Raw genomic sequence first — 12,473 nt, 5'->3', positions numbered from 1 at the left:
AAATGAATCTTAAATTAGAAAATGTAGTTCTTATTATAGCTACTTTATCATCATTTTTCACGGTTTTTTTATCATCTGCTTTAACAATTGCTGTTCCCAGTATAGCCAGTGAATTTTCAATGAATAATATTCTTCAGAATTGGGTAACAATGGTATTTTTCTTTGTTATTGCAATTTTTACAGTTCCAGTTGGACAAATTTCAGGAAAATATGGTCTTAAAAAGTCTATGGTTGTGGCAACTCTTTTATATATTATTGGTGCAGTTGTAGCTATTTTTTCAATGTCTAGTGAAATATTTTTTATTTCCCGTATAATTCAGGGAATTGGAGGGGCATTTTTAAGTGTTGCATCTATGGCTTTGGTTGTATCTGCATTTAAACCTCAAGAACGTGGTAAAGCTATTGGAATTACTGTTACTGGTGTTTATTTAGCTACTTCATTATCTCCGGTTATTGGAGGATTTTTAAATCATACTGTAGGATGGAGATCAATATTCGTATTTACAATTCCATTTTTGGTACTGATTCTTGTGCTGTTGATTACAAAAGTAAATAAGGAATGGAATTCTTTAAAAGATACTTCTATAGACTGGAAAGGTTCTGCAGTTTATAGTATCGGTATTGTATTGTTTATTTATGGATTTACAATATTGAATGAAACATTAGGTGTTATTTTAACAGTTTTAGGATTGATTACATTAGCTATATTTGTAGCTATTGAACTGAAAGTGAAATATCCTGTATTTGATGTTAAATTATTTAAAAATTCTGAATTTGCATCAGCTAATTTCGCAGCAGTATGTGCATATTTAGCATCTTTTTCACTTGTTACAATTGTCAATTATCATTTGCAGTATATTAGAGGCTTTGATTCACAACTTGCAGGTATATTTCTCCTTGCAGCACCTCTGATTCAGGTAATTGTTGCTCCTTATGCCGGAAAACTTTCTGATAAGGTAAATCCTCAAAAACTATCTGCACTTGGAATTGGAATCGCTGCTGTAGCTATTGGATTGCTTGCCATGTTGGATTCCAGTACTCCATTATGGTTATTGATATTTGCCCTAGCTTTGGAAGGTTTAGGTTTCGGAATATTTTCTTCTCCAAATACCAGTGCAATTATGGGAGCAGTTCCGCCAAAAGATACTCCTACAGCTTCTGCTTCAGTCTCTACAATGAGAGTTATTGGTCAGTCAATGAGTATGGGAATGCTTACATTAGTATTTGCTTTTGTGATGGGTAATGTTCCTATAATTCCTAAATATTTCTCATTACTGATAGCCAGTTCTCAAATAACCTGTTTTATTTGTATGGTGTTATGTATAGTTTCAGTATTTGCTTCTTTAATTGGAATTAAATCTAAAAAAATAGTAAAAGGATAGTTAGAAATAACTATCTTTCTTCAACATATAAATGGAGCATTTTGTCTCCTTGTTGGATTTTATTTACAACATCCATACCGTCACCAATAACATGGCCAAATACAGTGTGTACTCCATCTAAGTGTGGTTGCGGTGAATGGGTAATGAAAAATTGGCTTCCTCCAGTATCTTTTCCTGCATGAGCCATTGAAAGTGCACCGGTTCCATGTTTGTTTGGGTTTCCTTCGGTTTCACATTTAATGGTGTAGCCAGGTCCTCCAGTACCGTTACCGTTAGGACATCCTCCTTGAATTACAAAATCTGGTATTACTCTGTGGAAAGTTAATCCGTCATAAAATCCTTCGTTTATAAGTTTTTCAAAGTTAGCTACAGTATTTGGAGCATCTTTTTCGAATAATTCTAATTCAATTGTTCCTTTTTCAGTTTCAATTATTGCAACTTTCATTTTATCACTTTTAAATTTTAAATATCATTAATACTATAAATATAGTTAATATAAGTATTTTATGGAAGTATTTTATGAACACAAATGAACTTATTGAAGCTGAAGATAAATATTTTATTAACACTTTTACAAGACAACCAATTGTTTTAGACCATGGTAAAGGTGTAAAAGTATGGGATAAAGATGGAAATGAATATATTGATATGTTTGCAGGAATTGCTGTAAATGCTTTAGGACATGCACATCCTAAATTAGTTAATGCACTTCAAGGCCAAGTTGAAAAGCTTATTCATGTTTCAAACATTTATTATAATGAGCCAGCTATTGAATATGCTAAAAAATTACTTCCTTTAACAGAATTTGACAGAATATTCTACGCAAACAGTGGAGCAGAAGCTAATGAAGGAGCTATTAAATTAGCTTTAAAATACACCGGCAAAAGTGAAATTATTACAGCTAAAGACTCTTTTCACGGAAGAACTTTACTGACATTAGCTGCTACAGGTCATGAAGAATACAAAGAGCCTTATTTAAAAAATCTCCCACAGGGATTTATTGAAGTTCCATATAATGATATTGAAGCTATTAAAGAAGCTATAAGTGATGAAACTGCAGCAATTATGGTTGAACCAATTCAGGGAGAAGGAGGGGTAAATGTTCCGTCCAAAGAGTATTTTGATGAAATAACTAAAATCTGTGCTGAAAATGATATTCTTTTGATTTTAGATGAAGTTCAGACTGGTTTTGGAAGATGCGGAACATTATTTGCTCATGAACTTTTTGATATAAAAGCAGATATTATGACTATAGCTAAAGGTGTTGGAGGAGGAGTTCCTATGGGAGCATTTCTTGCAACTGAAAAAGTAGCTAGTGGTTTTGTACCTGGTGATCATGGAACTACTTTTGGCGGTGGCCCTTTAGTATGTGCTGCAGCCAATTCTGTTTTAGATACTATTCTGGATGAAGGTTTATTGGAAAACTCCAAAAAAGTTGGAGCTTACTTTAAAGATAAATTAAATGAATTAAAAGGAAAACACGATAAAATAGTTGATGTTAGGGGACACGGATTGATGATTGGTGTTGAATTGTCTGAAAATGGTGCTGCTTATGTTGATAAATTAAGAGAAATGGGATTCTTAATTAACTGTACTGCAGGCAATGTATTAAGATTTGTTCCCCCTCTCATAATTACTGAAGATGAAATTGATAAATTTGTTGAAGCTTTAGATAAAGCTCTTTAAATTTTCCAATTTTTCTTTTTTAAAACTTTCTCAAATGCTGTTGACAATTCCAATGTTTTTATTTTTTCTAAATTAGCCCACATCCAGTCATCATGTTCATCACTGATAGCTACATTTCCTGTGATATTTTTTAAATACATAATAACTTGAACAGTTCTTTTATGGACATAATCATCTTGTATTGCTTCATAAAAGTCACCAACTGCTCCATCTAAATTAGTTTCTTCTTTTATTTCACGTACTAATGCTTCGTCGAAAAATTCTCCGGGATCTACTTTTCCTCCGGGCAATTCCCATTTGTGAGGGTTTGTTCTGGATTTTGGATGTCTTCTAAGTATTAATATTTCATTATCTTTGTTTTTAACGATTCCTCTCATTGTAAGTCCATATGGTTTGTCCATTTTAAATCCACCTGCTTTACTGTTTGCCACGGTGATATTTAATTATTTTGATTTATCTGTTATGTTCATTTTTAGTATCATTTCAAGAGTAATGTTTATAATATATTAAATTTTATAACTAATTATTAGTTAATAGTTCAACTTTAAAGAGGGTAAAGTTCAATGGAAATTGGTGAAAGAATAATATATGTTGATCAATTAAGGGCAGTCAGTATACTTTTCTTAATTGCAATAAACGTAGCTATGGTTTTTAAGTATAAAAGTGTAGGAAATTTACAGGAATATGTTGTTTTTACGACTTTCGGATTCGGTGTTCCAATATTTCTCATGCTTTTAGGTTTGTTAATGATTGACAGGGATTACTCAGATATTGAAACATTTATTAAAACGGATTTTCTAAGGATTTTCATTCCTTTTTTAATTTGGAATACATTACTGGCTTTACTTATGACGGCATCTGCAGGCAAGCTTAGCTTTAGCTTTGGATGTGTAGCTTATTTTGCATCTAAATTCATGACTCAGCATTGGTATGCATGGATGTTACTTGGGCTTTACCTGTCTTTACCTATATTTTCCCCTTATGTTAGGTCAACAAAATTAAAAGGTGCAAAATATTTCCTTATCCTTGCAATATCTGCATCACTTATCTATCAACTAATTGCATATATCGGGTCTCCAACCTATTTTAATCTAACTTTCTTCATAGGCCCTATCCTTTACATGTTTCTGGGATATTATTTGGAAAATCATAAATTCAATGTAAAATCCAAATGGCTGATTTTAGTTGGATTTATCATATTTTTAATAACAACAGCTTATATGATAAATTTTGATATATTTGTAAATGGAATTCAGAAAACAATATTCCTGCATCATTATAATTTCCTTACAGAAAACTATGTAGATGTAAGTGTGGTAGCTATCCTGCAGGCGGCAGGAGTGTTTGTAATGATTAAATATTTAAATGATCCAAAGCTCCAGAACAACAGGATTCTAAAAAGAATTCATAATAGCAAAAAGTTCAATTATTCTGTAATGACAATTAGTAGAGCATGTTACGGAGTTTATTTGCTTAACCAGTCATTATTGCTTATATTAACTACATTTGTGGATATTTCATTTTTAGATAATTTTGTTGGAATTGTAATACTGACATTTGTTCTGGCATTTTTATGCTGTGTCATTATTTTAGGTTTGATTGAAATGGGAGTTCCTGCCAAATATATAGGTTATGATTAAGCGGAAAATTTTTTTCCTTCCTTAATTTTAAATACAATATCTAATAAAAATTAATATTAATAATTTAAATTACAGGAGTTTTTACAAAATGGATTTAAATATTAAAATTAATGATAAAAACCACTTGGATATTGGTGGTGCTGATGCATGTGACATTGCTGAGGAGTTTGGAACTCCTACTTATGTCATAGATGAAAACAGAATAAGGAATAATTATAACAGATTCTACAATGCCTTTTCAAAATATTATCCTGATTTTAAAGTATATTATGCATGTAAAGCCAACACTAACTTAGCAGTAATGAAAATTCTTGAAAGTGAGGGATGCTGTATTGATGCAGTATCTCCTGGGGAAGTATACACCTCTAAAAAATTAGGATTCTCTGGAGATAGGATATTGTTCACTGGTAACAATGTAACTACTGAAGAATTAAAATTTGTAGCTGAACAAGGAGCAGTTCTTAACCTGGATTCAGTTTCAGCATTAAAAAGATTAGCTGAAGTTGTTGATCCTGAAGGATTTAAAATATCATTTAGAGTAAATCCGATGGTTGGTGCAGGTCATCATGATCACTGTATTACAGGGGGAGTAATGAGTAAATTCGGTATTATGGATAATGAAGCTGCAGAAGTATATCAGTTTGCAGAAGATTTAGGTTTTACTCCAGTAGGTATGCACTCCCACATAGGTTCAGGAATTTTAGATCCGGAACCATTTAAATTAGCTATTGAATCAACAATAGATATTGCAGGAAAAGTTCACGATGAAGCTGGTGTAGATTTTGATTTTATAGATTTCGGAGGAGGAGTTGGAATTCCATACACTCCTGAAGAAAACATTGTAGATATTGATATGTTTGCAAAAGAAAACATTGAATTATTCAAATCTAAATTGGAAGAGCATGATTTAGGTAAACCAACAATGTATCTTGAACCTGGAAGGTATTTGGTAGGTGATGCAAGCGTGCTTTTAACTCGTGTAAACAGTGTAAAACAAAGTTACAGAAAATTTTTAGGTGTAGATTCAGGATTCCATACCTTACTCAGACCTGCAATGTATGATTCATACCATCATATTGTAGTAGCTAATAAAATGGATGCACCAAACACTCAGGAAGTGGATATTGCAGGAAATGTATGTGAATCAGGAGATTTATTTGCAAGAGACAGACCAATGCCTGATGTTGAAGAAGGGGACTTATTAGCTATTCTTAATGCAGGTGCATATGGATTTACCATGTCTTCAAACTACAATTCAAGACCAAAAGCATCTGAAGTTCTTGTTAAAGATGGCGAATGTTTCTTAACCCGTGAAAGAGAAAGTTTTGAAGATTTATTCAACAAACAGATAATTCCTGATTACTTGCAATAGGTGAAAAGATGGATTTAAAAGGATTAAAATTCTCTAAAATGCATGGAATCGGTAATGATTTTCCGATAATTGATGAAAGTGCTGGAGAAGTAATACCTGAAGCAGATAAAGCTGAAGCATGCAGGTTTTTATGCCACAGACATTTCGGTGTAGGTGGGGATGGAGTATTATTTGTAACTCCTTCTGATGTAGCTGATATTGGGTACAGAATGTTTAATCCTGATGGAAGCGAAGCTGAAATGTGCGGTAATGGTATTAGATGTTTTGGTGATTTTGTATACAGAAAAGGTATTTTAAAACAGGAAAAAATGACTGTAGAAACAAAATCCGGAATTAAAACAATTGAAATTACATTAGAAAATGATGAACCGGCATTATTTAAGGTTGACATGGGAACATCTACTTTTAAAACTCCTGAAATTCCAATGGCATCAGATATGGAAGAATTTTTAGACTCTCCATTGGAAGTATTAGATACAACATTCAATACAACAGCCATTAGTGTAGGTAATCCTCATGCAATTATTTTCGTTGACAATATTGATGAAATTGACATAGACAAATATGGTCCTGCTATTGAAACACATGAAGCTTTCCCTGAAAAAATCAATGTTCATTTTGTTGAAGTGATTTCTAAAAATGAAGGAAAAATGCTTACCTGGGAACGTGGAGCAGGAGTTACACTAGCTTGTGGAACTGGAGCTACTTCAACAGCTATTTCAGGATTTAAATTAGGTCTTTTTGATAGTGAAGTTTTATTGCATCTTCCTGGTGGAGACTTGAAATTTAATGTCTATGAAAAAGAAGGGGAATTAGGAGCTTTTATGGAAGGTCCTGCTCAATTAGTATTTGATGGAGAAATTCAATAATTTCTCTTTTACTTTTTTTATAAATAACCATTAATCAGCACAACATCTTCAAAAAAGAAGTGTTCACTAACAGCTATTTCTGCTACAAAACCCTGTTTATCCAGAATATCTAATGTTTTGTCATTGCCGCAAAGTGAAGACTGAATTAGCTGGACGATTCCACCATCATTTAAGTGATTTTTTACTTCATTTAAAAAAAGATCGATGACTTTTCTACCATCTAATCCGCCATCAAATGCATAATTTAAATTATCATCAAGAACTTCATCATTTTCAGTAGGCAGATATGGAGTATTAAATAAAATTACATCGAACTTTCTATCTTTTACAGGTTCAAATAGATTGCCGAACAATAATTCAATATTTTCTATATTATTAGCTTTAAAATTCTTACTAGCTAATTCTAATGCATCATAATTAATATCTGTAGCTGTAACTTTACTGGTTAGTTTTGAAGCATACATGGCTACTATTCCAGATCCTGTTCCAATTTCCAGGACACTTTGACCATCTTTAATTAAAAGATTTTCAGCTAACATATAGCTGTCTTCAGCGGGAGTGTAAACAGTTTCAGCAGTATCTATTATAAAATTATCCATTTTAAATTACTCCTTTAATGCAGAATTTAAGTGTATTGAAAGATAAAGTATTTCTTCAGGTGTCAAATTAGTTATTCTTTCAGATAAAAGTTTTTCAATTTTATTTTGTTTAATTGAATTTAATTTAGCTTTCACTTCTTTTTTATCTAAATCAGATATAATGTGTCTGGAATCAATTAAAGCATTTTTAACTTTTTTATTTCTATGCTGGAACAGGGCTTTTACAAATTTGGAATAAGTTTTAAAATCATTTTCATTTATTTCATTAATATTTAAGTGTTTTAATTGCCCGTTTAATTCGGGAAGTTTTGGAGTTAATTTGACAATTGCAGAATCAACTTTTGGCTTTGGAATAAAACTTTCAGCACTTACACTAGCTAATAAATCAACATCGCATTTAAAATATAACATAGCTGAAAGTCTGGAATAATCTTTGCTTCCTACTTTTCCATTCATTCTAGAGGCAAATTCTTTTTGGTACATTAAAATAGCTAGCTGGAAGTCATAATTTAGAAATTTAAATGTAATTGGTGATGAAATTTGATAAGGTAGATTTGAGATGATTTTGTTAAATTTTGGAAAGTCCACATTTAATGCATCATCATTGATTAATTCTACATTATCTATATTTTCGTTTTTCAATCGATTTTCTAATATCTGGCAAATATTAGAATCTTGTTCAATAGCTATTACTTTTTTAACTCGTTTGGCAAGTTCTATTGTTAGTGTGCCAATTCCAGGACCTATTTCTAATACAATATCATCTTTTGTAAGATTACCGAATTGGATAATCTGATCTCGTTTATTTCTATCAATCAGATAGTTTTGTCCGAGATTTTTATTTAATTTTATCCCATATTCATTAAGGATAGATTTTGTTGTTTTAGATAATGAAGTGGAAGCAGCATCACTATTCAAGGTTATCACTTACTTTCTTTGATTCCTATTATTTCTGTGTTTCTTTTGAGTTTTTGGAATTGGAGTGAATAGGTAATATTTTTTCTTACCTTTTTTAGCTGTTGTTGTATCTAGTTCTTGTTTTACTCTATTTACAATCATTTCAGCAGGATTATTTAATGAAGGTATTCTTGTAGTTATGTCTTCAAAGCTTTCAAATGGTTTTTCTTTTCTAGCTTCAACAATTTCCCACATATATTTTTTACCAATTCCGGGAATCAATTCTAATTTGTGAAGTCGGGTACTAATTGCACCTGCAGTATTAAAGAAATCAACAAATTTTTCTTCGTTATTATTAACTATTTCGCGTATACTATATTCTAACTCGATTCTGCTAGTTGCAGTTAAGTTTTCATAGTCTAATTTTCCAAGAACTTTATATATTTGGTCTCTTTTTCCTTTTCCAATATATACTGTGTCTTGAATTTCTAAATCAACTCCTCTTTTAGGAACTAATTCTAGCAAAGTGAAATAGTCGGTACCAATAGCTTGAGCAATAGCTTTACCTTTAAATTTAGACATATCTGAGTTTACATATCCTAAACTAAGATAATCCAATATAACAGCATGTTCTTCAGTTGCTGCTGGTATTTTTTGTTTTTTGTTTTTTGTTTCCATTTTATCACTTCACGTTTGAATTACTCCGTCCTCATGGAGGATGGAATTTTCTTACATTAACGATTAATTGTTAGTAAGGAAATATTAATTGTTTTAATAGTTTACAATTCATTTTTTCTTAAAGTTTTATTTGCCAATTTAATAAACTATAATTATATGTTTTAATTGTTAACTTAAATAAACATATCTAAAAATAGTGATGTGATTATTTTTTAAAAATAAAAAAAGAAGAATAGTTTAAAAACTATTCAATGATGGTATATTGATCTAAGATTTCAAGAATATCTTCCATTTGCTCTTTTTCAATGTGTGTAGCTTCTTTAGCAAATATTAATCTTAAATCAGATAAATCTTGTGGAATTAAATCAACGATGCGAACAGCTACTTTTTGCCTTAAACCAATTTTATCTTCAAGTTCAGATATTATTTTTTCGCTGTCTTCAACAGAGTATCTTTTAAATCTTGAAAGATGATTTAAAGTGATATTTTGTTCGTAATTTAATTCATTTTCTTGTGAAAATTCTTCGAGAGCTTCTTTAACTTTTACACTTTGAATTGGTTTGCTCTCAATTATTTTTTTCCCAATCATAGTTATCAGTTTATTGGCTTGTTTGTAATTTTAAGTGATCAGGTCTGATAATTAATTCTTTTGCTTTGTTTCCATCAGTTAATGAAACAATGTAAGCTTTTCCTTTTTTATCAGTGATTTTACCAGTTTTTCCATGGAATCTTGGATGTGGTTGACCTTTTTGGATACTTGGGTTGATAGTAATGTGAACTAAGTCTCCTTCTTCAAATTTTTGAAGTCTGTTGGTAATTGGGTTAGACCTACCTTCTCTTACTACTTTAGTCATTTTTCTTCTTGATTTACTTCTAAATCCTCTTGATCTTTGCATTTAAATAACCTCTTTTATATATTAATGCACTGGGTAAATGAATCCATGTTATCAGCTACCTAGTATAAAATGCCCATAATACTAGTAACACAGAATATAAAAATTATAAAAATATTATCACTTATTTGATAATATTAAATTATTTCTATAAAGATATTAATATACTTTTAGTTTTTTGGATTTGAAGTAACACATTAAAGTTCAATATTTTCTGCTGTAAATACATTAATTTCTAAATCTTCTTTTAAAAGACCATCAATATCTGCTCCAAATTGATTAAAATGCTCTGTTTGGAGGTGTGCTTTTAATATATCCAGATTTTCCCATTGTTCTACAAAAAGTAAGGTGTCCTCTTGAACACTTGAATATAAGTTATAGTTAATATTTCCATTTTCTGATTTTGACTTTTCAATTAAATTTTCAGCAGCTTTGATAATTCTGTTTTTTGATGTTTCATCTTTAGGGATTGCTTTTGCCTGAACGATTATCATTTTCAATCCTCCTTTAAAAGGAAAAAGTAATGAAATTAATCATTACTTTAATCTATCTTTACGATTGGTTTAATCAAGTCTTTTGGTTTGTCTTTCATCAGGTATAAAGCATCTTCAATTTTTTCAAGACCTTTAAACCTGTGGGTAACTAAGAGTTCAGGGTCTGCACGGTTTGTAAGTGCAAGGCGAGCTAATCTCTCCATTCTTACACGTCCACCAGGACATAATCCGTTTGTGATATTTATATTAGACATACCACAGCCCCACTCTACTCTAGGGATTAAAACATCATCTGCTCCACTTAAGTAGTTTACATTTGATATTGTTCCTCCGGCTTTTGTACTGGCTACAGCTTCTTTCCAGGTGTTTGTTAAGTTTCCTCCTGCAATAATTACAGAGTCAACACCTGCTCCGTCTGTAGCTTCTCTAACCTGTTCATCAATTGGAGCTTCTCTGTAGTTAATAATTTCTGTAGCTCCGTATTCTTTAGCAACTTTTACTGAAATAGGACGGGTTCCTGCAGCGTAAATATCTGCAGCACCTAAAAGGGCAGCACCGGCAATTGCTGAAAGTCCTACAGCACCGATTCCAATTACTAATACACTTCCTCCTAATGGTATATTTGCATTTTCAGATCCCATCATACCGGTAGACCACATATCTACAAGCATTACTGCAGCTTCATCACTTAATCCTTCAGGCATTAGGGCTAAGTTAGCATCAGCTAAATTGACATGGAATCTTTCTCCAAAAACACCGTCTTTGAAATTTGAAAATTTCCATCCGCCTAATGGTTCTGTAGTTTGTGAAGGATAACCTCTTTGGGCAGCTTCATCATCCCAGTCTGGAGTAATAGCAGGTACAATTACTTTGTCTCCTACTTTGATATTTTTCACTAAGCTGCCAACTTCTTCAACAATACCGACTGCTTCATGACCTAAGACCATGTCTTTTCTATCTCCGATAGCTCCTTCCCATACGGTATGTATATCGGAAGTACAAGGAGAGACACATGTTGGTCTTACAATTGCGTCTAATGGTCCACATTCCGGGACTTCTTTTTCAACCCAACCAGTTTCATTTAGTTTTTTCATTGCAAATCCTTTAAATGTTGCCATAAAATCCCTCAATAGTCTTTTTTATCAATTGGATGTTGGTTAGGAAATTTAAAAAAATAGTAGTTAAATATGTCACCAATTGTAATTTTAATAAGACTATGTTTATTAGTATGATTTATGAACTATATATTGTTTACTATTGATATTAAAAAAAGAGTTAGAAAGATTTAAAGTAATCTTTCTTAATTAAGCAGTTATTGGTTCACCTTTTTTAGCCCATTTGGTAACTTTAACTGTGATAGGTTGTGCTACAAATGTCCAAATGAACATTATAGTGAAATGAACAAGAATCATTATTGCAATATTTGCCCAACTTACAGTAAATGCAAATGCTAATGATATGAATATTGTATTGTCTAATATTTCACCAATGGCAATAGCTCCAATAGATTTATATCCGACATTTCCGTCTTCGGATCTTTCTTTAATCATATGGGTTAATTTAGCATTTACAAAGTTACCAATAATATATGAAATAAAAGATGCAATCAACATTCTTGGTGTTTGTGAAAATATGTATACAAAGCTGTCCTGTCCTTCCCAGAAACCAGCTGCAGGCAGCATTAATGCAATTGTTGAAACAACAACGAAAAGCAAGTTACATACTACTCCAAAAAGAATAGTTTTTTGTGCTGTTGATTCTCCATATGTATCAGCTATTACTGATGTAAGAATGAATACTAACGGATAAATTATTACGCCGCATGGAACTGTAAGTCCCCAGAAACCTAAGTCTAAAATTTTTACAGTAACAATATTTGTTGTAACAAAAGCCACACAGAATATTGCGATTAACATTATTTTCTTTTCAAAATAATTTATATTTAAATTTATAGAAATTCCTC

The 12,473-nt window shown here is 31.5% G+C and carries 15 protein-coding genes; 5 read left to right on the top strand and 10 right to left on the bottom strand.

Annotation, left to right across the window (positions count from 1 at the left end):
* The first annotated feature begins 2 nt into the window (after positions 1 to 2).
* Positions 3 to 1,382 carry an MFS transporter gene (locus K4897_RS04485; protein ID WP_250416916.1) on the top strand — a complete coding sequence of 460 codons (1,380 nt, stop codon included), beginning with the start codon at positions 3 to 5 and terminating at the stop codon, positions 1,380 to 1,382.
* A gap of 10 nt (positions 1,383 to 1,392) precedes the next feature.
* On the opposite strand, the gene K4897_RS04480 is transcribed toward K4897_RS04485, so the two are convergent.
* Positions 1,393 to 1,827: a peptidylprolyl isomerase gene (locus tag K4897_RS04480; protein WP_019265254.1), complete on the bottom strand. Its 435-nt coding sequence runs from the start codon at positions 1,825 to 1,827 to the stop codon at positions 1,393 to 1,395.
* A gap of 74 nt (positions 1,828 to 1,901) precedes the next feature.
* On the opposite strand from K4897_RS04480, the gene K4897_RS04475 reads away from it, so the two are divergent.
* The gene (locus K4897_RS04475; RefSeq protein ID WP_019266918.1) at positions 1,902 to 3,068 is read left to right on the top strand and encodes an acetylornithine transaminase; all 1,167 of its coding nucleotides are present in this window, start codon (positions 1,902 to 1,904) and stop codon (positions 3,066 to 3,068) included.
* Here K4897_RS04475 and K4897_RS04470 read toward each other — a convergent pair.
* Positions 3,065 to 3,469 (bottom strand): NUDIX domain-containing protein, encoded by a 405-nt coding sequence (locus K4897_RS04470; protein ID WP_019265256.1) that lies wholly within the window; start codon positions 3,467 to 3,469, stop codon positions 3,065 to 3,067. The two genes, K4897_RS04475 and K4897_RS04470, sit on opposite strands and share 4 nt — an antisense overlap.
* Before the next feature lie 162 nt (positions 3,470 to 3,631).
* On the opposite strand from K4897_RS04470, the gene K4897_RS04465 reads away from it, so the two are divergent.
* From K4897_RS04465 to dapF, 3 genes are all read left to right on the top strand, one after another.
* Positions 3,632 to 4,708 carry an acyltransferase gene (locus K4897_RS04465; RefSeq protein ID WP_250416914.1) on the top strand — a complete coding sequence of 359 codons (1,077 nt, stop codon included), beginning with the start codon at positions 3,632 to 3,634 and terminating at the stop codon, positions 4,706 to 4,708.
* 88 nt (positions 4,709 to 4,796) lie between these two features.
* Positions 4,797 to 6,080, top strand: coding sequence for a diaminopimelate decarboxylase (lysA, locus tag K4897_RS04460; protein WP_250416912.1), 1,284 nt, complete (start codon positions 4,797 to 4,799; stop codon positions 6,078 to 6,080).
* Positions 6,081 to 6,088: 8 nt separating this feature from the next.
* The gene (gene dapF / locus K4897_RS04455) at positions 6,089 to 6,949 is read left to right on the top strand and encodes a diaminopimelate epimerase (RefSeq protein ID WP_250416910.1); all 861 of its coding nucleotides are present in this window, start codon (positions 6,089 to 6,091) and stop codon (positions 6,947 to 6,949) included.
* A gap of 17 nt (positions 6,950 to 6,966) precedes the next feature.
* Here the strand turns inward: dapF and K4897_RS04450 are convergent, their stop codons facing one another.
* The 8 genes from K4897_RS04450 to K4897_RS04415 all read right to left on the bottom strand — a co-directional run bounded on the left by K4897_RS04450 (position 6,967) and on the right by K4897_RS04415 (position 12,426).
* Complete coding sequence (locus tag K4897_RS04450) at positions 6,967 to 7,548, bottom strand: HemK2/MTQ2 family protein methyltransferase (RefSeq protein ID WP_250416908.1); 582 nt, start codon at positions 7,546 to 7,548, stop codon at positions 6,967 to 6,969.
* A gap of 6 nt (positions 7,549 to 7,554) precedes the next feature.
* On the bottom strand, positions 7,555 to 8,466 hold the full coding sequence (gene rsmA / locus K4897_RS04445) for a 16S rRNA (adenine(1518)-N(6)/adenine(1519)-N(6))-dimethyltransferase RsmA (RefSeq protein ID WP_250416907.1): 912 nt from the start codon (positions 8,464 to 8,466) through the stop codon (positions 7,555 to 7,557).
* Between the two features lie 9 nt (positions 8,467 to 8,475).
* Entirely contained in the window at positions 8,476 to 9,123 is a 648-nt protein-coding gene (locus K4897_RS04440) for a DUF655 domain-containing protein (RefSeq protein ID WP_019265262.1), read from the bottom strand.
* 244 nt (positions 9,124 to 9,367) lie between these two features.
* Positions 9,368 to 9,712 (bottom strand): RNA polymerase Rpb4 family protein, encoded by a 345-nt coding sequence (locus K4897_RS04435; protein WP_019266922.1) that lies wholly within the window; start codon positions 9,710 to 9,712, stop codon positions 9,368 to 9,370.
* Positions 9,713 to 9,722: 10 nt separating this feature from the next.
* On the bottom strand, positions 9,723 to 10,019 hold the full coding sequence (locus tag K4897_RS04430; protein WP_019265264.1) for a 50S ribosomal protein L21e: 297 nt from the start codon (positions 10,017 to 10,019) through the stop codon (positions 9,723 to 9,725).
* Positions 10,020 to 10,213: 194 nt separating this feature from the next.
* A complete protein-coding gene (locus K4897_RS04425; RefSeq protein ID WP_019265265.1) occupies positions 10,214 to 10,510 on the bottom strand; it encodes a putative quinol monooxygenase in 297 nt (98 codons plus the stop codon).
* Positions 10,511 to 10,557: 47 nt separating this feature from the next.
* Positions 10,558 to 11,628: an NAD(P)-dependent alcohol dehydrogenase gene (locus K4897_RS04420; protein ID WP_250416905.1), complete on the bottom strand. Its 1,071-nt coding sequence runs from the start codon at positions 11,626 to 11,628 to the stop codon at positions 10,558 to 10,560.
* A 186-nt stretch (positions 11,629 to 11,814) separates the two neighbouring features.
* Positions 11,815 to 12,426: a queuosine precursor transporter gene (locus K4897_RS04415; RefSeq protein ID WP_250416903.1), complete on the bottom strand. Its 612-nt coding sequence runs from the start codon at positions 12,424 to 12,426 to the stop codon at positions 11,815 to 11,817.
* Positions 12,427 to 12,473: the final 47 nt, after the last annotated feature.

This window comes from Methanobrevibacter sp. TLL-48-HuF1, from assembly GCF_023617305.1.
Classification (GTDB): domain Archaea; phylum Methanobacteriota; class Methanobacteria; order Methanobacteriales; family Methanobacteriaceae; genus Methanocatella; species Methanocatella intestini.
This window is presented reverse-complemented; position numbering and strand designations above follow the sequence as displayed.